This is a genomic window from Saccharopolyspora sp. ASAGF58 (assembly GCF_012277335.1).
Taxonomy (GTDB): domain Bacteria; phylum Actinomycetota; class Actinomycetes; order Mycobacteriales; family Pseudonocardiaceae; genus Saccharopolyspora; species Saccharopolyspora hattusasensis.
Genome location: NZ_CP040605.1, coordinates 6,177,284 through 6,200,561, shown reverse-complemented (window position 1 = coordinate 6,200,561; position 23,278 = coordinate 6,177,284). Strand labels below are relative to the sequence as shown.

At 64.4% G+C, this 23,278-nt stretch carries 19 protein-coding genes; 10 read left to right on the top strand and 9 right to left on the bottom strand.

The genetic code is table 11. The features are described 5' to 3' along the window. The first annotated feature begins 106 nt into the window (after window positions 1–106). From FDZ84_RS28875 to FDZ84_RS28865, 3 genes are all read left to right on the top strand, one after another. Window positions 107–583 carry a hypothetical protein gene (locus FDZ84_RS28875; RefSeq protein WP_168588434.1) on the top strand — a complete coding sequence of 159 codons (477 nt, stop codon included), beginning with the start codon at window positions 107–109 and terminating at the stop codon, window positions 581–583. Continuing rightward, window positions 580–786, top strand: coding sequence for a hypothetical protein (locus tag FDZ84_RS28870; protein WP_168588433.1), 207 nt, complete (start codon window positions 580–582; stop codon window positions 784–786). The genes FDZ84_RS28875 and FDZ84_RS28870 overlap by 4 nt, the downstream gene beginning before the upstream one ends. A 289-nt stretch (window positions 787–1,075) precedes the next feature. Beyond that, entirely contained in the window at window positions 1,076–1,612 is a 537-nt protein-coding gene (locus tag FDZ84_RS28865) for a hypothetical protein (RefSeq protein WP_168588432.1), read from the top strand. Between the two features lie 318 nt (window positions 1,613–1,930). On the opposite strand, the gene FDZ84_RS28860 is transcribed toward FDZ84_RS28865, so the two are convergent. The 4 genes from FDZ84_RS28860 to FDZ84_RS28845 all read right to left on the bottom strand — a co-directional run bounded on the left by FDZ84_RS28860 (window position 1,931) and on the right by FDZ84_RS28845 (window position 9,330). After that, the gene (locus FDZ84_RS28860) at window positions 1,931–5,371 is read right to left on the bottom strand and encodes a DEAD/DEAH box helicase family protein (protein ID WP_168588431.1); all 3,441 of its coding nucleotides are present in this window, start codon (window positions 5,369–5,371) and stop codon (window positions 1,931–1,933) included. 34 nt (window positions 5,372–5,405) lie between these two features. Next, window positions 5,406–6,608: a restriction endonuclease subunit S gene (locus tag FDZ84_RS28855; protein WP_168588430.1), complete on the bottom strand. Its 1,203-nt coding sequence runs from the start codon at window positions 6,606–6,608 to the stop codon at window positions 5,406–5,408. Continuing rightward, entirely contained in the window at window positions 6,605–8,119 is a 1,515-nt protein-coding gene (locus FDZ84_RS28850; protein WP_246868505.1) for a class I SAM-dependent DNA methyltransferase, read from the bottom strand. The genes FDZ84_RS28855 and FDZ84_RS28850 overlap by 4 nt, the downstream gene beginning before the upstream one ends. A gap of 203 nt (window positions 8,120–8,322) precedes the next feature. Further along, window positions 8,323–9,330: a DUF3644 domain-containing protein gene (locus tag FDZ84_RS28845; RefSeq protein ID WP_168588428.1), complete on the bottom strand. Its 1,008-nt coding sequence runs from the start codon at window positions 9,328–9,330 to the stop codon at window positions 8,323–8,325. Window positions 9,331–9,849: 519 nt separating this feature from the next. Between FDZ84_RS28845 and FDZ84_RS39495 the strand changes: the two genes are divergently transcribed. Together FDZ84_RS39495 and FDZ84_RS28835 are read left to right on the top strand one after the other, a co-directional pair. Then, entirely contained in the window at window positions 9,850–10,314 is a 465-nt protein-coding gene (locus FDZ84_RS39495) for a hypothetical protein (protein WP_246868504.1), read from the top strand. Beyond that, window positions 10,311–11,366: a site-specific integrase gene (locus FDZ84_RS28835; RefSeq protein WP_168588427.1), complete on the top strand. Its 1,056-nt coding sequence runs from the start codon at window positions 10,311–10,313 to the stop codon at window positions 11,364–11,366. Before FDZ84_RS39495 ends, FDZ84_RS28835 begins: the two co-directional genes overlap by 4 nt. A 257-nt stretch (window positions 11,367–11,623) precedes the next feature. On the opposite strand, the gene FDZ84_RS28830 is transcribed toward FDZ84_RS28835, so the two are convergent. The 4 genes from FDZ84_RS28830 to FDZ84_RS28810 form a co-directional block, all read right to left on the bottom strand. Then, window positions 11,624–12,493, bottom strand: coding sequence for a transporter substrate-binding domain-containing protein (locus FDZ84_RS28830; RefSeq protein WP_168588426.1), 870 nt, complete (start codon window positions 12,491–12,493; stop codon window positions 11,624–11,626). Window positions 12,494–12,735: 242 nt separating this feature from the next. Beyond that, window positions 12,736–14,460, bottom strand: a complete 1,725-nt coding sequence (locus FDZ84_RS28825; protein WP_210435190.1) for a thiamine pyrophosphate-binding protein — start codon at window positions 14,458–14,460, stop codon at window positions 12,736–12,738. A 1,108-nt stretch (window positions 14,461–15,568) separates the two neighbouring features. Continuing rightward, complete coding sequence (locus FDZ84_RS28815; RefSeq protein ID WP_168588423.1) at window positions 15,569–16,201, bottom strand: transcriptional regulator; 633 nt, start codon at window positions 16,199–16,201, stop codon at window positions 15,569–15,571. A gap of 178 nt (window positions 16,202–16,379) precedes the next feature. After that, window positions 16,380–17,045: a TetR/AcrR family transcriptional regulator gene (locus FDZ84_RS28810; RefSeq protein WP_168588422.1), complete on the bottom strand. Its 666-nt coding sequence runs from the start codon at window positions 17,043–17,045 to the stop codon at window positions 16,380–16,382. Window positions 17,046–17,199: 154 nt separating this feature from the next. On the opposite strand from FDZ84_RS28810, the gene speB reads away from it, so the two are divergent. Further along, window positions 17,200–18,150, top strand: a complete 951-nt coding sequence (speB, locus tag FDZ84_RS28805; protein ID WP_168590419.1) for an agmatinase — start codon at window positions 17,200–17,202, stop codon at window positions 18,148–18,150. A gap of 34 nt (window positions 18,151–18,184) precedes the next feature. Next, window positions 18,185–19,636, top strand: a complete 1,452-nt coding sequence (locus tag FDZ84_RS28800) for an aminobutyraldehyde dehydrogenase (RefSeq protein WP_168588421.1) — start codon at window positions 18,185–18,187, stop codon at window positions 19,634–19,636. 1,005 nt (window positions 19,637–20,641) lie between these two features. Here the strand turns inward: FDZ84_RS28800 and FDZ84_RS28795 are convergent. After that, window positions 20,642–20,812 carry a hypothetical protein gene (locus FDZ84_RS28795; RefSeq protein ID WP_168588420.1) on the bottom strand — a complete coding sequence of 57 codons (171 nt, stop codon included), beginning with the start codon at window positions 20,810–20,812 and terminating at the stop codon, window positions 20,642–20,644. A 191-nt stretch (window positions 20,813–21,003) separates the two neighbouring features. Here FDZ84_RS28795 and FDZ84_RS28790 point away from each other — a divergent pair, with 191 nt between their 5' ends. The 3 genes from FDZ84_RS28790 to FDZ84_RS28780 all read left to right on the top strand — a co-directional run bounded on the left by FDZ84_RS28790 (window position 21,004) and on the right by FDZ84_RS28780 (window position 23,182). Beyond that, window positions 21,004–21,210 carry a hypothetical protein gene (locus tag FDZ84_RS28790; protein ID WP_168588419.1) on the top strand — a complete coding sequence of 69 codons (207 nt, stop codon included), beginning with the start codon at window positions 21,004–21,006 and terminating at the stop codon, window positions 21,208–21,210. A 14-nt stretch (window positions 21,211–21,224) separates the two neighbouring features. Further along, complete coding sequence (locus FDZ84_RS28785; RefSeq protein ID WP_168588418.1) at window positions 21,225–21,431, top strand: hypothetical protein; 207 nt, start codon at window positions 21,225–21,227, stop codon at window positions 21,429–21,431. A 209-nt stretch (window positions 21,432–21,640) separates the two neighbouring features. Then, the gene (locus FDZ84_RS28780) at window positions 21,641–23,182 is read left to right on the top strand and encodes an IS1380 family transposase (protein WP_246868362.1); all 1,542 of its coding nucleotides are present in this window, start codon (window positions 21,641–21,643) and stop codon (window positions 23,180–23,182) included. Window positions 23,183–23,278 lie beyond the last annotated feature (96 nt).

Sequence of the window (23,278 nt, the reverse complement as noted above, 5' to 3'; positions counted from 1 at the left end):
GTTGCACCCGCGCCCCCCGACCGTCGCCGGACACGGACCACGGCCAGAGCCGGCGGGCTCGATCCGCTCGGTTCTGGCCGTGGTCCTCCAGGATTGGAGATCACCCATGGATGCATCGACGGAACAAGCGAAGTGGTTCCAATTCAAGCCCGGCATCGTGGTCGATTCGCTGCGCGTCACTCACTGCGCCGCACCAACCTGCGACAATGACGAGATCCAGTCGTGGTGTCACCTGAAATTCCACCCGACGGACATCGAAGAGGCCACCGATCCGACTAGCCCGCCGGATTCCGGCAAACCTCCAGCGTGCGCACCCTGCAGCGCCTGCTTGCTGAAGCTCGCGGCAGCAGCCGACACAGCCACGGACAATGGTCAGCCTGCGGCAAAGTCCTCCGATGACAGCAAGCTCGCGGTCATCCTGCGCAAGGCGCAATGGCTTCTTGATGACGCCGCCTACTACCTGCCCCAGGGCCGATGCATCGCCGAGGACCGCGAAATACTCGCGACCACGCTGGACCAGCTCGCCGCGCTGGTCCGCGAGCAAGGCGCGCAAAACCTTGTGATCGAGCAGTCCGGCGCATGACCGCAATCGCGGAACCGGTGGGTAGACACAGCCTCAACCGCGAACCGGACAGCTACGTAACCGCCTGGAGCGGAGACCTGAACCCGGACCTGCCGACAAAGATCCTATCCCTCGCCGAACTGAAAAAGCCTGCGAACAGGGACTTCTCGACACCGTCGATCGAGACCCTGCAAGCCGTGCTTGATGGGCTCCGACGGCTGTAAACGAAGCAACCAGCGCCCGCCGCCACCCCCCTCATCGTTACGAATTTCGTGACGCATTCCGTGACGGCAGCGACTACACTTTAGGCCGCGTCACGGAATGCGTCACGATTGGGGACGACCGATGTCTGCTGACGTGTGTTTAGGATGCGGTGAGCCGCTGCCACCTGGTTCCCCGCGTGGACGGCGGGCTCGGTACCACGGAGCAGCATGTCGCCAACGCGCCCGCCGAGCCCGGCTACAGGCTGGAGGCTCGCGTTCCTGGGAAGCGGTAGAACGCGCCGACGCCGCGATGGCGGCCGTTCGGCGAACCCTGAGCAGTGGCACCGATCCCCAGCAGGCAATTCAAGACCTGCTGACTGCCGTGACCGACCTCGCCGAAGCCCACGGCATTGCCGCGCGAATCCCAACGGAAGACACCCCCGCTGCGGACACCCCCGAGCCGGATGTCACGGAATGCATCACGGAACCTGTTCCCAGCGACAGCCGGAGCGTTCCTGCCAAGGACGAACAGGAAGAGATGACAGCGGAAACCACCGCCTTGCCGCGGTCGCGGCAGCTGCCGAGACCGATCGGCCGAACGGAGATGGTGGATCTGGACACGGTCCGCATGGAACGATCATCCGATTTCGAGCAGACACGCAGATGGATCGTCCTATGTGGCGCCGGAGAGAATGTACGTTTAATCGGGTACTTGGACTCGGGCGGCACCAAGGCGAAGAAGTGGCAAGCGCTGGGGCCGATGCTGACTCGGGTCAGCGGCGGACCGTGCCGAACGAAACAGGATGCGCTGCTTCGGCTTCTGGACCCACACGTGCCCAGGCGCTGATCCAACCGTCAACGCCGAGAGGGGACAGGTCCCGCGTCCCACCGCTGGTCCCAACAAACAGGGCTTGGCAAGTGCGTTGGGGGACAGCTCGGGACAGCGGCCACCGCCCGTCCCACCCCGATCTATCGGCTGATTTACCAGGTCAACAGGTTTTCCGCCTGTCCCGCCGAGCCGTCCCAGGAGAGGATCCGGCGGGACACGAGGGACGGCCGAAACTCGGGTCTACGCCCTGTCGGTTGGCGATAGCGTTCTCACGAGCGCGACCGCAGCATGGTTATTGGGCTACCTGGTCGCCTCGCCTAAGCAGTTGCCTATTTTCTAGGCCACCTCGTCCGTCGCAACAGCAGTCTTCTTCACGGACTGGATCACCGACACGATGTCGTCGACCTCAGCATCGGTGAACAGGTCTTCGGGTCCGGACGGAGCCCTCGACGTGAACGGCGACTTGTACAACGCTTCCACCTCGACGATGCCGTTGCGGCACACGTGGTCGATGATCTCCTGAAGGAAGTGCAGTTGGTTCGCAGTGAAAGTCTTGCCTTGCTGGAAGCGGTCGAACGCCCGCACCGCAGCTTCCCGCTCCAGTCCGGTCAGCGAACGCAAGAAAATTCCAAGGCCACCGCGTTGGTGCACGACGTCAAGTTCCACGGAGGTCGCCAGACCGTTGTCAACGAACACATTCTGCAGCTCGTCGAGGTCGGCCGTGGTGATCTGTCGATTCCTGCGGATCTTCTGCACGACCATGTTGTCCTGGTGGGTGTTCAGGTAGATCCGGATCTTGTGCTCGAACAGGCTGAAGTCGTTTCCGAGGTTCATCCCGCTCAGCGAGGCGGCGGTCAGCTCCCCCAGCTCGTCTTCAAAGTCGGTGTAGACCGGGTTTCGCTTGGACTTGTCGATCAGCCGGACGAGGCCGCGCAGCTTGCGCCGCATGTTCTCCAGCATCGGCAGCGTGACGTTCTGCCACCACTCGTCGCCCGCGACCTCGTCGAGCAGCAACTGCTGTGCCTGGATCGCCGGAATCGTCAGCTGGTCGAGCAGCGCCGAAGCGATCTCCCGCACCTGCTCGCGCAGCCGGTCGTATTCGGAGTCACCGTGCAGGCTCCCCAACTGCAGCCGCAGCGCGAGCAGGTCGAAGCGCTTAGCTTCCTCCCCGTTGTCGTCGGTTTCGCGGAATGCAGTCGGCAGCCCGGCGAGGTGGTCAACGACCTTCGCGTGTGCTTCGGGCGTGAACTCCAACCACGCAGCGAAGTTCGCGAAGATGTCGAAGTATTCGCGGTGTGGCCGGACGAGGAAGTTGTCCGGGTTCATCTGAACGACCTCGTCGTGCAGCCGCTTCGCCAGATCCCACCGCAGTCCGGCATCGCTGTGCGCGCCGTCGGAATCCGGCTCGGTCTCCCGCTGGGAGTCTTCGACCTGACCGTCGAGCATCTGCAACAGGTCCGCGCGCTTCTCAAACAATCGCTGCGCGAGCGACGGTGCGATGTTGCCCTCGGCGGGCATCATGTCCTGCCGGAAGAATTCCAGATTCTGGCAGACGTCGAAGACGTAGAACCTGTCCTTGCTCTTGTTCGGCCCGAACAGGTCCGGCGCGAGCCGGGTCCCCCGCCCGAGCATCTGCCAGAACTTCGTCTTCGACCGCACGAGCTTGAAGAAGACCAGGTTGACGACCTCGGGAACGTCGATGCCGGTGTCGAGCATATCAACCGAGATCGCGATCTGCGGCTGCTTCGCCGGGTCGGAGAAGTCATCGATCAGGCTCTGCGCCTTTTCCTTCTGATAGGTGATGACCTGCGCGAACGAGCCCTTGCCGTCTGGGAAGTTCACGTCGAACCGTTCCGCGATGAACTCTGCGTGCTTGCTGTTCGCGGCGAAGATGATGGTCTTGCCGAGCGTGTCGCCACCGTCGACCTTGAGGCCGTACGTCATGAGCGTCTGCAAGACCTTGTCGACGGTGTCGGCGTTGAACAGGTGCTTATTCAGGTCACCGGCACTGACCTCGGTCGGCGGGCCATCGTCGCCCCAGTCGAGGTCTTCCCACTCTTCTTGTTCCTCTTCGGACAGGTCGTCGTACTTGATCCCGTCACGCTGGAACTTCAAGGGCACCTCGACCGCACGGGGCGGCACGAGATAGCCCTCGTTAACAGCCTCATCGAGACTGTAAACGTCGGTGGGAACGCCGTTTTCGAGTTGGAACACTCGGTATGTGTTGCGGGCGATCTCGTCTTTCGGCGTAGCGGTCAGCCCGACGAGCAGCGCGTCGAAGTAGTCGAAGATCGACTTGTACTTCTGGAAGATCGACCGGTGTGCCTCGTCGATGACGACCAGGTCGAAGAACCCTGGCCCGAACATCCTCCGGCCCTCGTCGTCGCCCTTGTCGATCAGGTTCATGATCGTCGGGTACGTCGAGACGAACACACGGGCGTGCGGGTCCTTCTCCTGCAGCAGGTTGACCACCGGCGTACCGGGCAGGTGCTGTTTGAACGCGTTGGTGGCCTGCTTCACCAACGCGGTGCGGTCGGCGAGGAACAGGATGCGGCTCGCCCAACCGGACCGCATCATCAGGTCGGTCAACGCCACGACGGTGCGGGTCTTGCCGGTTCCAGTCGCCATGACCAGCAGCGCATGCCGCATCGAGTCCCGCTCGAACGATTCGGAAATCCGCCTAATGGCACGGGATTGGTAGTAGCGTCCCGCGATGTCTTCGTCGACCGGCATTGTCATCAAGCGGCGACGCCCCGCTCGACGCTGGACCAGCTCACGGAGCTGGTCCTTGGTGTAGAAGCCTTGGACCTGGCGCGGCGGATAGTTCAGATCGTCGTGCAGATATGTTCGGTATCCGTTGGTGTAGAAGATCAGCGGGCGTTGCCCATAACGGTCTGTGAGAGCGTCAGCGTAGAGCTTGGCCTGATGCTGGCCGGCCCTGGCGTCTCTCGTGGTGCGCTTAGCCTCGACCAGCCCAAGCGGCTTGCCATCGTCGTCCCACAGCACGTAGTCGACCTTGCCCTTACCTGACGGCGCGGCGGATACCGGCAGCCCGGACACCGGAAATTCGCGATCTTCCGGCTTATCCAGATCCCAGCCCGCTTCCTTGAGTAGCAGGTCAATAATGTGCTTGCGAGTATCGTCCTCGTTGTAGTCGTGGGTGTCCGGTGCGGACTCATTGGCAGCCTTGGCCGCCTTGATCTGTTCTTGCAGTTCGGCGATCTCGGCGCTGAGGTCCCGATTCTTTCGTCGTTCCGCCGCCAGTGCCTCGGCCTGCGCAGTGAACTTCTCCGCCTGCTCCTTGAGCTCCCGCTGCTTCGCGATGCGCACGTCAGCGGGCACCGGCCGCGGGATCACCGACGTGTCGAACTGAAGCCCCGGCGCAGGCAGGTTCTGCTGGTCGCGACTGTAGGTGCGGGCCATCCAGTACAGGACGTGGAACAACTCAGCGAGCACGAGCACGGCATCACGGTTCGCTACCGGGGCCCTCCGGTGCACGGCGTGGTTCCCCTGGAGCCGGATCACGTCCATCTTCGCCCGTAGCCCCGGACCCGCGACCTTCACAAACGTCGGCTCCGTGATCAACGCCGACAAGTCCGAGCGGTACGGCCGCTCCACCGATGCGTCGGCGTCGAAGATCCACTCCACCGCGAGTTCGAGTACCCGGCGCGCGTAGAACGCCGACGCCCGAGGGTCAGCGAACGCCAACCGTTCGGCGTGCACTGCCTCCCGATGGAGATCCGGCCACTCGGCCTGCAGGAACCCGAAGTTACTCACGGTCGCGACCCCCCACTTCAGCGTGACGTGCCGATCAGGCTACCGGAGCGATCTCCTCAGCCCACAGCTCCCCACGAAACGCACGGTACTGAAGTGAGGCGAACAGGGCGTCGAGCTCGGCGAGGTGCGCCTCGTACTGACGACGCACCTGATTAACAGCTATCACCTTCTTGTCGAACTCCCGCTGGAGATCGACAGGTGGCACCAGAACCATCACAGAAGTGAGCGCTTGCTGGTTGATCTTGAATGTGCCGTTGGTTGTACGAGACAATGACTCAATTTGATTTCTAACAAGTTTTGAGGACCAGATAAATTGAAGATACTCTCGCATCAAACGCCGCGAGGGAGACACGGAAAACATTGTGTCCGGAAATGTTACTTCTGGCATATCAAACACGGGGAAGTAGCCGCGTCCAACCAGGTTAATATTTCCATTTCCGCGACACACTAGAAAACCCGAAGATCGAACAGACTTCGCCGGCGGTGGCACCACCTTGAACGTCGACGTTTTCCAAGAATTCGAATCAAATCTATCGCCCGTGATTGCAGACAATGTCAAAACTTTAGCTTCAACCGATCCGGCCTTCGAGGGAGATAATCCGTTCTGCGGCGACGATTCGAGCAAATCGCCGAACCGAACCTCTGGCCAGTCGAACGGGTTTTGGAGAGGATCCCCGAACATGTCAAGGAAGATGGACTGAGCAAGCTCGTCAAGTAGGGCAATCGCCTTACGCCGCTTGACTCGCAGCGAGTCCACCGCATCGAGGGCGCTTGCTATCCGCTGCTGTTCTCTGACCGAGGGAACAGGAATGAGTGAATTTTTGATTATCCGATCAGAAACGGCCGGATAACTTTGTCCAGTCGACTTAAGAGACATATCTGCAACGAACTCGGGAGACCTGACCCAATGAAAAAGGTACGCGGAAACAAGCTCGTCAGTAGGGCGAAGTACAGAAAAACCAGTAGACGCTGTCGCTTCATCAAGATTTCCGGAAACGCGAGCTACCCCATTCAGGTTAGGGCGTACCGTAGAAACAAGAACATCGTCTTCGTGGATTATCTGTCGCGCCCGACTTGGAGCGTCAGCCGTTGGCAACCGACGAGGTCCGACAATCTCTTTCAAGTCCTGATCAATCGAGCCCAAGTCAACATACGTGAAATCGGCTCCATCCTGGTCGCTCTGCGGGGTCCAGGATGAAATCGGTTTCGTCAGGTCGCCAATTCGCCTCATCTTCATCCCAGCATCCCCTTGAGCTCGCTCATGCTCTCCTGGATCTTAGTCTCGATTCCGTCAAGTTCGTCCAGGATCTCGCCGGGTGCTCGGTGTGCGACCTCGTCGTGGACGATCTCTTTGTAACGGTTGATGCTGAGGTCGTAGCCCTGCTTGGCGATTTCGTCTTTAGAGACACAGAAGCTCTGCTCGGTACGTGCCCGCTGCTGTTCGCTGCCGCTGCGGCGGTGCCACCTGGCGAGGACATCGGGAAGGTTGTTCTTGGCGTGCTCATCGTCCGTCAACCCGCCGTCGACCACCGGACCGAGTCTCTCAATCTCGAGCAGCGGCGTGCGCTTGTCATCGAGGCTGAATCCGTCGGCGGCGACGTCGTAGAACCAGACCTTGTCCGTGCCGCCGCTGTTGGTCTTGGTGAAGAACAGGATCGCGGTCGACACCCCGGCGTAGGGCTTGAACACACCGCTCGGCAGCTTGACCACAGCGTCGAGTTTGTGGTCGTCCACCAGTAGTTTCCGCACGGTCTTGTGCGCGTTACTCGACCCGAACAGCACCCCGTCCGGAACAATCACCGCAGCCCGGCCACCGTTTTTGAGCAGCCGCAGGAAGAGCACGAGGAACAGCAGCTCGGTCTTCTTGGTCTTGACGATCTTCTGCAAGTCGTTCGCCGTCGCGTCGTAGTCGAGGCTGCCCGCGAACGGCGGGTTCGCGAGGATCATCGAGTACCGGTCGGCTTCGTCGGCGACGTTCTCGCCTAGCGAGTCGCGGAAGCGGATGTCAGGGTTCTCGATCGAGTGCAGCAGCATGTTCATGCTGCCAATGCGCAGCATCGTGCTGTCGAAGTCGAAGCCGTGGAACATGCTCTCGTTGAAGTGCTTCCGCTGCTCCGGAGCCAGCAGCGCGTCCCGGTGCGTATCCTCGACATACTCGGCAGCGGCAACCAGGAACCCAGCAGTACCGCACGCCGGGTCGCAGATCTCATCTCCAGGCTGGGGCGACATCATCTCGACGATCAGCCGGATGATGTGGCGGGGTGTGCGGAACTGGCCGTTCTGCCCAGCAGTCGCGATCTTGCTGAGCATGTACTCGTACAGATCGCCCTTGGCGTCCTTGTCTGTCATGTCGATGTCGTCGATCATCGACACGGCCTTTGCCAGCAGGTTCGACGTGGTGATGGTGAACCGCGCGTTCTTCATGTGGTGCGCGTACGTCGAGTCGTCGCCGCCGAGGTTTCGCAGCCAGGGGAAGACGCCGTCCCCCAGGACCTTGAGCATGTCCTCCGGGTGCTTGCTCTTGAACACCGACCACCGGAGCTGCTGCGTCTCTTCGGTATAGATCGGGTTCTCGACCGGCTTCCCGGTGTGGCGCGCCACGCGTTCCTTGCCCTGTTGGAGCTGGTCAAGGCGCCGGATGAACATCAGATAGGTGATCTGCTCGATCACCTCCAGCGGGTTGGAGATCCCCCCGGACCAGAACGCATCCCACAACCGGTCGATCTTGCTCTTAAGCTCACCTGTCACCACGTGATCAGGCTAGCGCAGGGGACAAGGGCGATCGTGAGCACGTGACCGCACGTCGCCTCAAGCCTGGCTACCTGAAAGTTGAGTGCAGGGTGCGAGGATCCAAAGCCCGTCAACGGGATCAGCGCTCGCCTCAAGAACGATGCTGACGCATTGGGGTTGATGGTCCGCTCGCCACGCGCCGGCACGCCCGAGGGAACGTGCTACTTCTTGGCGGATCGTCCCTTTATGTGCGCCTGGTAATCGGCATGCACCTGCTCGTAGTATTCGTCCGAGAGCGATGCGAGGTACGTGATCGCGTCGCCCGACCAGACGTGCGAGACACCGTTGCTGTGCTTCCAGGCGTACTTCGTGTTCTCTCGCAGTGACTCCTTCCAGCAGATCGCCTGGTGGTCATACCTCGTCAGGTTCCGACCATTACGCTTCTCGTTTACCTTGTTGAGTAGCTCGGTCATGTTGTAGGGATGGGTCTGGTTCGGATCGGTCTTTTGCACAACCACTTGACCATCGGCATTGGGCGAGACAGCGACGATGAGGTCGGCGCTTGTCATCTTCTTCACCGACTGCATGTTGATGTCGTAGATTGTCGCCACTCTCGCCATGTCACTCCCAGACTCCTCTGCCTCATCCATCAAGCGGCGCAGCTCGTCGATGAACTGCTGCACCTCGGCGACCATCGTCGCGTTCTTGTCGATGCGCATGAACTGCACGGCGTCGCCCGGTGCGGTCGCTCCGAGCGGCAAGAGCTGCCAGGTCATCGAGTCGGCCAAGTCCTTCTTGAACCTGGCCAGCATGAAATCCCGGTAGTTCAATACATTCTGTTGGAGGAATGGGTAGATGGCAGCACCCAACCCCTGCGCGTTATACAGGTGAATCGCCCGGTCACGGTACTCTGCAAGTGCCTTTACGTTGGCAGTCACTGCCCGTCCGTCGATGCCTGACGGCCAGAGTTGGTTCGCAGCGACTCGTCCGAGCGCGTCGTCGAGTCCAATCGAGCGGTACCTCTCACCCCGCCGCTTCGGGTAGAAGATCGAGAGGTCCTTCTGGCACAGCGTTGCCTTGAGCGCCAGCTCCCAGGCATTCACGACCAGCATCACCGTGACCTCGTCGCGGTAGGTCATCTGCGGCTTGTTGTAGATCTCGACCGCCGACAGCATCGCCGCCAGCGAGTTGTCCGCCAGCCGCCTGATCGAGACGTACGGCGCGCCCACCCTGCCACCTCTCAACCTTGCCAGTCTCAGCTACCGCTGATCGCTCGGGTTCCTGCACCCACAGTAGGGCAGGGGACGGATATGGTGCCGTAGGTTATGGGTGAGTCCTGGGGATTCGTGCGAGCACCAACGACGAGCGTTGCAGCACAATCGGTCCCGTGGTGACACCCTGCGTAGTTCACCGTTCGACGAATGCTTCACGACCCGGATCACCTGCACCCGCACCTGATCCACTACCCGCCCAGACCCGTCTTTGTCAGGACTACGGGACAACCTTTAGGCGCCCCAGATGGACTCCAGGCGGGACAGCAAAAAGCCCCCTGCCTCAACCGATTTCGGGAAGCAGAAGGCGGGTGAATAGTGTGCAACTCCGTCCTCGGACACAAAAACTGGTGAAATTTCCCCACCAAACAAGATGGTCGTACCGCAGCCCGCAGTGGTCAGTTCGCCACTGCGGTTGCTTGCGTTCGCTGGTTGCTTCTCGCCTGGCGTGCGCTGGTCGCCGAGCTGGTGGCGGCCATGAGTGAGCGCGTCGTGGCGGGCCTGGTCCCACCTAAAAGGAAGACGGCCCAGCCCAGCGGGCCGCTGCGTGGCGGCGGCCGGGGCTTGCCGATGCCTACCGTTGCCGGACCGCAGCGGCCTTCGGCGACCTACGGTATAGGCCGGGTGGATCCCTCCGGCCGGATATCGGCCCGGCCGATCCTGCACACACTGGGATGGCACCCCGGCCGGCGAACCGCCCTCAGCGTGATCTCGGACGTACTTGTCCTCAGTCCGGACCCGTGTGGAATCCATCAGCTGCCGGACACGCCCCACATCGTGCTTCCCTTCGCAGCTCGCACCCGCTGCGGCATCCATACCGGCGACCCCGTCCTCCTCGTCGCCGATCCCGACAGGGACCTCCTGTTGATCGACACCATGACCGCCCTCGACCACGCCCTGGCACCACGACACGCCGCACTGCGAGACGGTGAGACCCCATGACCGAGAGCAAGATCACTACTGGGGCGAGCCCGGAGGAAATCGAGGCCGCACGAGTCCTCCTCGCCCGCCTCGGCGTCTCCCCACACGACCTCGTGAACTCCCCCACAACCCGGCCGGCAGCCCCGACCTTCGCCGAATACATCCCCAAGGTCGCCGCCGCCGTCAGCCCCGGGACCAGACGGGTCTACGGCACCTACTGGAAACGAGTGACCGAACACTGGGGCGACCGCAGGCTCAACGAGCCCACCGCCCTGGAGATCAAACACCTCACCGAACAGATACGCAGCCAGGTTGTGGTCCGCCGCAACGCCCGCGGCGGACGCGGCGCCGCCGAACACCTCATCGCAGCACTGCGCTGCCTCTACAACCACGCCATCGCTGACGGACACATCAACGAAACCGACAACCCCGCCAGAAAGGTCCCCAAACCCCGCCGCCTGCCCAGCACCCGCCGTGGACTACCCGACTCCCGACTGGACGAGATCAACCACGTGGCCGCGACGACAGGCAACGATCCCGCCCTGGACACGCTCTTGCTTCGGCTGCACATCGAAACCGCATGCCGGCGCGGCGGAGCACTCGCACTACGGCCCCGCGACCTCGACCCTGACCAGTGTCTGATCCTGCTACAGGAGAAAGGCGACACCGTCCGCTGGCAACCGGTCTCCCCGACCCTGATGAAGCACCTTCGCGAACACGGAGAACAACGGGGTGCCGTCGAGCACGGCGGGCAGCTGCTGCGCTACCGCAACGGCGAATCGATCACCAAACGACGCTACGACCACCTGTGGACACGCCTCGGCACACACCTGCCCTGGGTAGCCACACAACAGATCAGCACCCACTGGCTCCGCCACACCACCCTCACCTGGGTCGAACGCAACTTCGGCTACGCCGTAGCCCGCGCCTACGCCGGCCACACCGACAGCACCGGCGCAGACGGAGGAACCACTACCACCTACATCCGCGCCAGCATCCACGAAATCGCCACCGCACTCGCCGCACTCACCGGCGAACCACACCCACTCGCACCAGACACAAACCGAACATAGCCAACCAACCCGACCACCAACCCCACAACAAGCTAAGCCCCCACGAAGGGCCCGGGCCTGCCACCGGGCCCTTCACATCTCCCCCGGCACTACCGAAGCGACCCCGAAATTCAGCCAAGGGCGTATCAATATAAGACCGATGACCGGGATTCCCAACACTCGGATTGATTTCATTAAGAACTGAAATAATCGTATCGATTGATACAGCAGCGATCCTCCTGGAAGAACGCCAGCAAACACCCCGGGCCGATACGACATCAACTGGATGAACCCGCGACCCCTTGACCCCCAGTGCCGCCCGAACAAGTGCGCAACCTGGGAAAACAGAGAAACCGCAGGTTCGGGCGCTGCCGTTCACTACCATTCATTGCAGTACGCCGCGGTTGGCGTAAGCACGATCCTCCCACTCCCCTCCCACCGCTGGCGTCAAAACGGATCGCCTGAACATTTCCGGGCGGGCGTGTGGCGGTTCCGTTGTGGACCGCGCGACGCAGTTCAGTACTGTCTTGGCTCGATTGGTTGGTCGTCGGCTTGTCGATTATCGACGCCTCGGGCGAGTAGCGCGAGAAGATCTCCTTGTAGGTCCCGTCCGCGATCAGCTGGGAGACGGCATCCAAAATTGCGTCTCGCATTGCGGTGTCGTCTTTTGCGACGCCGATTCCGACGCTGGCTGCTTCGTAACCGCCGGGCGCGGCCGGATCGGTCAGGACAACGAGACCCTGTACTGGGGTCTGGTTCGCGGCGTAGACCAGCGCGGGCAGGTCGTGGACGATGGCCTGGACCGATGAGGTGGCCAGAGCAAGCTGCTCGTCGCTGAACTTGGGGGACGGCTTCGTGTCGATGACAGGCTTGCCGGCTACGGTGCACTTACCACTCTGAGTGCCAACAAGCCGTTCCTGTAGCAACCCGTCCTGCACGGCGACGGTCTTGCCGCACAGGTCGCCGAGAATCTTGATGTCGGCGGTCGATTTGTCGATCATGATCGCCGAGCCGGATCGGGCGTAGTCAACGAAGTCGATGGCCTGCTGACGCTCCTTCATGTCGAACAGAGTGGCCAGCAGCACGTCGTATTTGTCCGCTTGCGGACCTGTGATCAGTCCATTCACGGGCTGAACGGAAATCCACACCGGGCTCTCCCGATGGCCTTCCCAAGGTCGATCTCGAGACCGGCCAAGCTCCTGGCTGTTCGGGCCGGCGAACATCTCGTACGGGGAAACGGTGCGTTCACGACGCCGCTTTCTCGGTACTTGGCGGGAACCTCTGCGCGGAGCTTCTCATCCACGGCGACTTTCACCGGGGGACCCGACGGGGCCGGTGCCCCGCCAATCGGCGGATTGGCGCAGGCGCTCAGGCCCAGGGCAGCGAACGATCACTGCGGCCCATCGGGCAGCGCCCCGTGCCCCTCTCTGAAATTGCGGGCGCTCGTTCGGATTCCTCGTCGGACGGGGCGTTGGGGAGCCGACGCGGTGGGCGGGGCGGGAGTGGTGGGTTCGAACATCGCCAGAACGGCGTTGAGGACCACGACGTTCGGGCCCTCAGAGGCGAGGGCGGCGCGCAGCGCCGCACCGACGCCCTGCAGCGTCGTTTTGGTCGCCGGTATCCCGAAGGACTCGGCGAGGGCCACGTAGTCGGGCCGGGAGAGTTCCGTGGCAGACGGGGCATCGAAGGTGGCGGTCATGTACTCGCGCAGGATCCCGTAGCCGCCATCGTCAACGATGAGCCACGTCACAGGTGCGCGGTGCTGAACTGCGGTTGCGAGCTCGGCGATCGAGTACATCGCGCTGCCGTCGCCGCTCACGGCCAAGGTGCGTTGCTCGGTGCCTAGGGCCGCTCCGAGCGCGGCGGGGAGGCCGAAGCCGAGTCCTCCTGCAGCTTGCGCGGACTGGAACTGCCCGGCGCGGGAGTCCCAACACGACCATGCCCAATATGCGGCGATCGTCATGTCCCAGAAGGTGTTCGTGTCCGGCGGCACGGCGTCGCGCAGGTCTTCCATAAGCCGTCGCTCCGCCGCCAACGGCTGCGTGTCGAGCCGGGCTTGGATTCCTGCGAGCAGTTTCTGGACCACGCCTTCGGCGTAACCGTTTGACGGGCGTGGCCGCACCTGTTCAGCAAGTACAGCGAGGGTGCCGGCGGCGTCGGCGTGGATCCCAAGCGCCGGGTGGTTGGACTCAAGAACGGCCGCGTGCGCGTCGATCTGGATGATTCGTCCACGGGGAGCCAAGGTGAAGTAGTTGCTGGTGACCTCCCCGAGCGCCGAGCCGACGACGAGCAGCACGTCCGCATCGTCCAGCAGCTCCGTGGTTAGTCCGTCCTCGACCCAGGACTGCGCGGAGAGGGGGTGCCCCCACGGGAACACTCCCTTCCCGCCGGCCGTGCTAACGACCGGAGCGCGCAGGGCTTCGGCGAGTCGCATGAGCGGTTCTGAAGCGCCGGAGCGACGGGCACCACCGCCGGCGAGGATCACCGGACGATCAGCGGCTTGGAGCCAGTCGGCGGCGGTCTCGACGAGTTCGTCGCGGGGCAGAAGCGCAGGAACGGCAACAGGGATGTCACGGACCGGGGGAATGTTGGCCGGTGCCAGGAGAACGTCCTGCGGGATCTCGACCCAGACCGGTCCCTGCGGCGCGGTCAGCGCTGTGACCCAGGCTTGCTGGAGCACCGACGGGATGTGTGAACCGCGCCGGACCAAGTGCGTGCTCTTGCACACGTTACGGGCGCTCGCCTGCTGGTCGTCGAGCTGATGCAGCATTCCACGCCGCGCCCCGCCCAGACCACGCAGCGGTACCTGGCTGGCTACGACCACCATCGGCACACCCGCCGAATAGGCCTCCTGCAACCCAGCGAGGCTGGTCAGCGCGCCGGGACCGGTGGAGACGAACAGGACGCCGACCTCACCCGTGGCTCGGGCGTAGCCGTCGGCGGCAAACGCGGCGTTGTTCTCGACCCGAGCGCTAACGAAGCTCAGAGAACTCCGCCCGAGGGCATCGAACAACGCCAGGGCGTGCTGGCCGGGAATGCCGAAGACCGTGTCGGCGCCCAGGGCGCCCAGCGTCTCGACGACCAGATCTCCGCCGTGTCGGGGGGAGTGCGTCATACAACAGACCTCCGCTCGGAAAGTGCACATGCCCGAGCGGGCGGTGCGCCGATGCTCCGGAGGGACGGACCCCGCCGGGTGGACTAGATACTAACAAGAACCTGGACAGAAAATCGAGAAAAACTGGACTAAAAGTCGACCCTTGGTTTCCGCCCGGAGACCGGCACGCTGCGTGGGGGCGAACAGCGGGCGGTGGTCAGCCCGCCCGCAGGGTGAGCTGGAGTTGCTGAGCCTCGCCGTCCCATTCGTGGTCCACCGCGACCGTTTCGATGTCCGCCGTGGACACGACGTGCGTCCCCCCGCACGGGATGGCCCTCGGGCAGGGCGCATTGCCACGTGCGTAGATCCCCGAGGGGCTCGCCGCAGGAGCAGTCGACCCTCATCGGAAGATCCTGCGCGGTCCAGACGTTCGTCGCGGCCACGGCTCACACCAGCACTGTGAACACTTCGTCCATCGCGTTGACAACGTCGAATCCTTTGCGGCGCAGAGACTTCCCGAGTCGGTAAGTCTCGAGACTGTGGTCAAGAGCAAGTCGACTGCGCTGAATGGCCAGCTTGTCAAAGTCCGGAGAGCCGAGTGAGTCCGTCGGCACCTCCTTGCGCCAGTACGTGGCGAGTGCCCGGTTGAGCGCAAGAGCGAACAGGTGGGAGCGCGAGTGCGCGATGCTGAATCCAGCGCGGGCGGTTTGGATCCACTGCGAGCTCGACTTCGGCGCCGACGAGTAGTGCCGGATCGGGCAAATCGACACCGAGCCGGAGACCGACGAATAGCGCCGTCGCCGACCTGTCGGCCATCCGACCGATCGCTCAAGATTCGCGGCTTACCGTCGGCGTCGCGAGCGACGATGACGGTGTCTGGCACCGTGTAGACCTCATTCGCGACCGACACCGTGCCGGTGGCGGTCGGCTGGTCCGGCCACCAAAGGTCCTCGGGATGAAAGGGGTTCGAGCGGTGACGATGACCACGCCGGTCGGCGTGTCCAGTACCGCCGTCACGACGCTGCCGCCCGTGACCGCGCCACGCGGGAACGCACGACGCAGGTTCCAAGCGCGCCGTGTACGGCGATTGGCGCCAGCACGGGCCCCGCCGTGTCCTCGGTCGAGGCGCTCATGCTGCCCCTTCCTTTGCCTTGATCTCGTTAAGCAGTGTGTAAACCGTCGCGCGCGAGCAATCGAGCGCTGCGGCGACGTGCTGTGCGGCGTTCCGGGTGGCGAAAAGATCGGCCGCCTGAAGCTGCCGAACGATCTCCAGCCGATGTGTTCGGGTCAGGGCCGAGCGGGCGATCGAGTTGTCCCGGCACCAAATGTCGACCAGCAGCGCGATCTGCTCGCGCCAGTCACGTTTGAACAAACCGTCAGGCCTCGGCTCCGTGGCCTGCGGAGCCAGCGCGGACAGCATGGCGACCGCTTGGTCCACGGGCGAGCGATCCAGGTTCACGCACAACACGCCGCGCGGGGCGCCGGCGTCGTCCCGGATCACCGCACTGACTGAGGTCATCCGGCGCCCGTCGATGGTGACGCGCTCATAGGGACCCATCACGGCCTGGCCCTCATCGGCGTCTGGCAACTCGGCTAGGAGGGACTCGTCCCCCACCTTCCGGTTGGAGAGGTTGTTCCAGATTCCGAGCACGCGATCGTGCTCTAGGTCGTGCAGCACGATCTCGCCATGGGGACGAAGGAGTCGGGCCAGCGCCTCGACGAGCGGTACTACCGGGGCGAACCACGGTGGGATAGTCGGCATTTAGACATTCTATCCAGGTTGGGAATTTTGTCCTTGCTGGCTGGACGAGACCAAGCCGCCGCCACGGGACCGACGTGGTCTGGCTCTGCCATACCAGCAACCCCAAGACGAGCGAGAACCGCTGCCAATGCCTACGTCATCCGCAGCTGGTGACCACAGCGAGGGCGCGGAAGCGGGCTCAGACGAGGTCCGCGGCCCTGCGCCCGGCGATGTCGGCCAGTAGGTCGGCGCTGCGCACCCGGACGGCCACGAGCGACAGAGGATCCGCCAGGGTCGCGCGCAGGACGAAGTCGGCCACGTCGACCGCCCGGTCGTCCGGGGCGGGGCGGACGCTGGCGCCACGCTCCCGCATGACCTCCAGGAGCAGCCCGGTGATGGCGCGCTGCACGAACACCGGATCGGCGGCGAGCTCGCCGGAGGCCACACCCTGCTGCACCAGTCTGCACGTCAGCTGGTGCAGCTCGTCCCGGCGGCGGGCCTGCTCCTGCAGCTCGGGCGTGCGCAGCGCGTCGTCGTTGTAGAGACATCGGACGTCGAACGGGAGCCGGAGGACTGCGGCGACGTCTGCGTGCAGGAACGCGTGCAGCCGGGCTGCCACCGGCCCGTCGAGCTCCAGCGCGCGGGCCAGCCGGTGCAGCGCGGGCCGTAGGTCGAGATCGATCAGCTCCGCGAGCAGAAGATGCTTGGTCGCGAAGTGGCTGTAGAGCGACGGCTGGCGGATGCCGACAGCCTCCGAGATCTCCCGCGTCGAGGTCCCGTAGAACCCGCGTTCGGCGAACAGCCGCGACGCCACGACCAGGATCTGCTGACGGGTCACCCCGGCCTTGCCTCGCGCGCTACGCACCGCTTCCTCCCGCCGTCGCCCCGCTCAACAATAGCCCCTGGGCAAATAGGCTATCGATTGATAGCTTTTCCTCCCATCAGGATCCCGATCGACACCGGAGCCCCCGATGACCGACACCGCGCCCGAACTTTCCGCCGTCCCGCCCTCCTTGCAGATGCCCCGCACCGGTGGTGGCGACGGACCGCTCGACGCCGCCGTCGTGCCCCGGTACGCCGGCGAGAACACCTTCGCCCGGATCCCCCGCCTCGCGGACCTGCCGGGCGCGGACACGGTCGTCTGGGGGGTCCCGTTCGACACCGGGGTGAGCTACCGGCCCGGCGCCCGCTTCGGCCCCAACCACGTCCGACAGTCCTCGCGCCTGCTGCGGCCCTACAACCCGGCCCTCGACACGCAGCCGTTCACCATGCGGGAGGTCGCCGACGCTGGCGACCTCGGCGTCAACCCGTTCGACATCGGCGAGGCGATCGACACCATCGGTCACACTGCCACTGAGCTCACCGGCACCGGCCGGACCCTGCTGACCATCGGTGGGGACCATACGATCGCGCTGCCCCTGCTCCGAGTCGCCCACGCTCAGCACGGCCCAGTCGCCGTCCTGCACTTCGACGCCCACCTGGACACATGGGACACCTACTTCGGCGCGCCGTACACCCACGGCACACCGTTCCGGCGGGCGGCCGAGGAGGGCTTAGTCGACGGCGAGCACTCGGTGCACATCGGCATCCGCGGGCCTCTGTACTCCGGCCTGGACCTCGATGAGAGCGAGCGGCTCGGGTTCGCGGCGGTACACTGCCGCGACTTCGCCCGCAAATCCCTGGACGAGATCATCGAGCGGGTCCGTACCCGTCTCGGCGGCCGGCCGGTGTACGTCTCCCTGGACATCGACGTGCTCGACCCGGCATACGCACCCGGCACCGGCACCCCCGAGGCGGGCGGGCTGAGCAGCCGCGAGCTGCTGGAGGTGCTGCGCGGCCTGCAGGGGCTGAACCTCACCGGCGCCGACGTGGTGGAGGTCAGCCCGGCGTACGACCACGCAGAGATCACCGGGATCGCCGCCGCGCACGTTCTCTACGAGTTGCTCAGCATTCTCCCGACCACGCGCTGACCCGCGACCGCGCTCCCCCGAAAGGAACCCGACCATGCCACGCACCCCAGTCACAGTCCGCAACGTCGTCGACGGGCGCACGGTCGACGCCGTGTCCGGCCGAACCACCGAGCTCGTCGACCCCTCCAACGGGACCTCGTTCGGCACCGCCCCGGTTTCCGGACCCGAGGACGTCAAGCTCGCCAACGCCGCGGCCCGCCGAGCGTTCGCCGACTGGCGCGACAGCACTCCCGCCGAGCGGCAGCGGGCACTACTACGCATCGCCGACGCCGTCGAGGCGCGCGCCGGCGAGTTCGTTCGCGCCGAGAGCCTCAACACCGGCAAGCCCCTGGCTACGACGCTGGACGACGAGATCACTCCGATCATCGACCAGATCCGCTTCTTCGCCGGTGCAGCCCGGGTCCTTGAAGGCCGCTCGGCTGGGGAATACCAGCGGGGCACCACCTCGATGATCCGCCGCGAGCCGATCGGGGTGTGTGCGCAGATCACCCCGTGGAATTACCCGCTGATGATGGCGGTCTGGAAGTGGGCGCCAGCCATCGCCGCCGGGAACACGGTTGTCATGAAGCCCGCCGACACCACCCCGCTGACCACTTTCATGATGGCCGAGCTGATGGCGGAGTTCCTACCAGCTGGCGTGATGAACGTGATCTGCGGCGATCGGGAGACCGGCCGGGCACTCGTCGCCTCGGCGGAGCCGGACATCGTGTCCATCACCGGCTCCGTGCGGGCAGGCGAGCAGGTGGCGGGCATCGCTGGCCCGGACCTGAAGCGGCTGCACCTGGAGCTCGGCGGCAAAGCGCCGGTTCTCGTCTTCGAGGACGCGGACCTCGAAGCGGCGGTCGCCGGGATCACCACCGCCGCGTTCTTCAATGCCGGCCAGGACTGCACCGCAGCCACCCGCGTCCTCGTCGCCGACGCCGTGCACGACGAGTTCGTCAACGCGCTCGGCAAGCAGGCCCGCACCGCAGCCCGCACCGGGCGCCCCGACGATCCGCAGGCACTGTTCGGCCCAGTCAACAGCGCCGTGCAGCTCGCCCAGGTCCAGGGCTTCCTCGAGCGGTTGCCCGGGCACGCCAAGGTCGTCGCGGGCGGGGACCGCTGCGGCGGCGAGCTCGCCGAGGGCTTCTTCCACGAGGCGACGGTCGTCGCTGGCCTGCGGCAGAACGACGAGATCGTCCGGGAGGAGATCTTCGGCCCGGTCGTCACCGTGCAGCGTTTCACCGACGAAGCCGACGCCCTGCGCCTGGCGAACGACAGCCGCTACGGACTGGCCTCGTCGGTCTGGACCCGCGACCACGGCCGGGCCATGCGCGTCTCGCGGGACCTGGACTTCGGCTGTGTATGGGTCAACACGCACATGAACCTGGTCGCGGAGATGCCACACGGCGGCTACAAGACCTCGGGATACGGCAAAGATCTATCGCTGTACGGCTTCGAAGACTACACCCGGATCAAGCACGTCATGCACGACCTCGGACTCTGATACCCGGACCTGTGTCGTTCACCTGTTGACTGAACTAACTAGGGTGTTTTTGCAGTTCAGGGCCAGTGGCGCTACGGTGCACCCGCCGTGATCGCGTCCGAGGGACAGCCGAGGGATCTGGCTGAGTTAGTCGTGCCGCGGGCTGGCTGGTTGGAGGCCACCGGCGATCCGTGGGAGCCGTGGCGACTGCTTGATTCACACGGCGCCGCGGTGCTGCCGGTTACGGAGTTCTTGAAGGACCTGCAGGCGTGTGGCCGGTCAGACAGCACGCAGCGTTCGTATGCGATGGCGTTGCTGCGGTGGTTCCGGTTCCTCTGGGCGCTGGAGGTGCCGTGGGATCAAGCGACACGCGTTGAAACGCCTGACTATTATTGTTGGACTCAGTTCGCCGGCAAGTTTCGTCGGCGCCGGTCTGACGATCAACCAGCGGACGTTGACGAGAGGGAATCTCTTGCGCCGCAAGGAAAAACGAACTCGGTAACTGGCAAGACTACTCCAGGACAGAACTACGCCGCCACGACACGAGCTCACAATGAAAGTGTGCCGCGGAGCTTCTATGACTTCCATCGGGGCGCGGGTAGTGGCCCGATGGTCAACCCGTTTTCCCTTGGCGGTGCAAGGGAAACGGAACCGCGCTGCGGCCGGCGCGGTGGTGAACCGGTGGCTGCGGGCCTTCCTGCCAGCGGGGCATCGGCGCCGAGTTCGTGGGTGAACTACGCGCGTGTGCGGTCAAGGAGTCGGCGAAGTTCCTCGCCGAGCACGGGGTTGGGTTGTTCGGTACCCGCGAGCGGTTGAAGGCGGGGCTGAGCCGGTATGTCGAGCATCGGGCGGCCGGGCCGGTGCGGGCGCGGTTTGCGGCGACCACGTGTGGCTGCTGGCCCGGTGGCTATACGCCATCCGGAAAGCTTGGTCGGGCTGCGGGACATCGATACCGAACCGATCCCGGAAACCGTCCGGTAACGCTGGGAGTGCCTGCTGCACGACCTCATTTTCAAGCTGTGGTGGTCAGAAGACGACCGAAGGATGAAGCTGTCCGAGGACGCCGCCGCGTTGCTTCGCGGCTTCCGGATGCAGCAGGAACCACGCCTTCGCCCCAAGGACGGTGACCTGTCGATCGTCACGGATTTGTGCAGCCAAATCCCCGGGAACGCTGGTTCGTATCGCCGGGGTGTTCACGCTCGCCGAGAACCCGGACGAGGAAGAGGTCCCCGTCGAGGCGATGGCAGTGGCTCTAGATCTAGAGCTGGCCGAGTTCCTGTAGAACCACGCGAAGGGCGCCTTCGCCACGCTGGGGGAGCCGAGGACTCCACCGTGCCCGCCGCCGATGTGCTGGCTTGGTGCGTCGTCGGGCTCGGGAAGACCATGGCATGGACACGGTCAAAGTCCGCACAGTGTTTCAAGCCCTGAAGAAAAGCCGGTGGGACGCCGAGGGCAAGACGGACGCGGTGCGGCGGGCACTCGAAAGGTTGGCCGACCACGGCTGGCTGAAGCCGGTCGAGCCCACCCCTGGCGGACGACGGTCGAAGGTGGCGGCATACCGGGTTCACCCCAAGATCTCCACGACGAAGGCGTGAACAAGGTGAACAAGGTGAACAAGGTGAACAAGGTGAACAAGGTGAACAAGGTGAACAAGGTGAACAAGGTGAACAAGGTGAACAAGAGCAGATGTTTCCGGAGTTATGGTGAACGTGCGGTCCCACATGGGGTGAACATGCTCACCACCTACCGGGGTACCAGCAGTAAGGGCGAGGAAACGTCGTATACGCAGGTCATCGACTATGCGGAGACGGTCTGAGGGTGCTGATCTCATGAAGTACTGACCAGGTACTTCGGTGGTTCTATCGCCATTACTACCGGTATCCCCACAACCGGCACCAGGTCGCCGCGACAGCCGTCTCTCGTCGACGACCAGCCTCGAACGCCCTAGCCCTGACTTTTCATGTGGGTCGGTTGTGTTGCGGCGTGCCTGAACACAGAAAGTGCTCCTGACCTGGGAGGATACGGGTGTCTGACGTCCGTATCGCAACCAAGGTGAGGAGCACTTTCGAGGTGCAGGCTACTGGGTGGTCGCGGGGTTTGGAAGTCACCGCTGATGGTGAGGGGATCGTGTCGCACGCCGGGCTTGCGCTGCTGCGCGGGTTGACCGATAAGACGGGTTTGACCGCAGGCTTGTCGAAGGCGCTGGCCGGCACCCGGTTGCTGGTGCATAACCGGGGCCGGGTGGTAGCGGATGTGGCGTGCGCGATCGCCGACGGGGCGCGGGCGATCAGCGATTTCCGGGTGATGGGTGACCAGCGGGAGCTGTTCGGGCCGGTGGCGTCGGTGCCCACCGCGTGGCGGACGTTGGAAGAGATCGCCGACGGCGGAACCCGCACGGCGAAGAAGATCACCGCCGCAGTGAACACTGCCCGCCGGTATGCGTGGGACCAGATCGTGACACGCCACGGCACGCTTCCCGGGGTGCGCATCGCGGACAAGACCCTGGAGGGGGTGACCTGCGTCCGCATCGACGCGACGGTCACTGACGCGCATTCGGACAAGGAGTGGGCGGAGGCGAACTTCAAGGGGTTCGGCCATCACCCGCTGCAGGCCTACTGCGACAACACCGGGGGTGAGCCGCTGGCGTGGATGCTGCGCCGCGGTTCGGCCGGCAGCAACACAGCCGAGGACCACATCGCCATCACCGATAGTGCGATTGCCGCGCTGCCACAACAGTTTCGGAGGCGGTTGATGGTCACTGTGGACGGTGCCGGCGCCAGTCACGAGCTCATCGCACATCTGGACAAGCTCGCGTCCCGGCGCGGATACCAGCTCATCTACTCGGTGGGGTGGGCGCTGACCGAGCGGGAGAAGACCGCGATCCGGCTGGTGCCCGAGCGGGCGTGGGTGCAGGCGATCGGGCCGCGCGGGCAGCTGCGTGAGCGACGCGCCGAGGAAGCCTGCGACAACCCCCGGTGCACACACGCCCGCTGCTGGGTCGAGCAGGCCCACGTGGCCGAGCTGACCGGGCTGCTGCGGCAGGGACCAGGCGGCGACCAACTCTCCGCCTGGCCGGAGAAGATGCGGGTGTTCGTGCGTCGCGAACGTCCCCATCCTGGGGCGCAGCTGACCCTGTTCGAAACCCAAGACGGGTGGCGCTACACGCTGTGGGTCACCAACCGTCCCGAGACCACGAAGGGGTGGCTGGGGCAGTCGCAGTACATCGACGCCGCGCACCGGGTGCACGCCCGGGTGGAGGACTGCATCCGCACCGGCAAGGACACCGGCCTGGGCCGATTCCCCTCCCGCGACTTCGCGATCAACACCGCCTGGCTGACCACATCCATGACCGCCGCCATCCTGCTCTCCTGGCTCAAACTCCTCGCCCTCGACGGCGCTCTGGCCAAAGCCGAGCCGAAAACGTTGCGCTACCGCATCCTGCACACCGCGGCCCGCCTCGTCCGCGGCGGCCGCCGACGACGACTCAAAATTCCCCGCACCTGGCCCTGGGCCACCCAGATCGAGAGCGCCTGGCAGCGCATCACCGCCCTGCCACAAGCACCCTAACCAGCGCCAACCCGCCCCTACGACCCAAGAAAGACCCCGGGGCCCGTGGAACCCCGGCCACCCGGCCCGACAGCCGGGCAACCATCACGCCCAGGC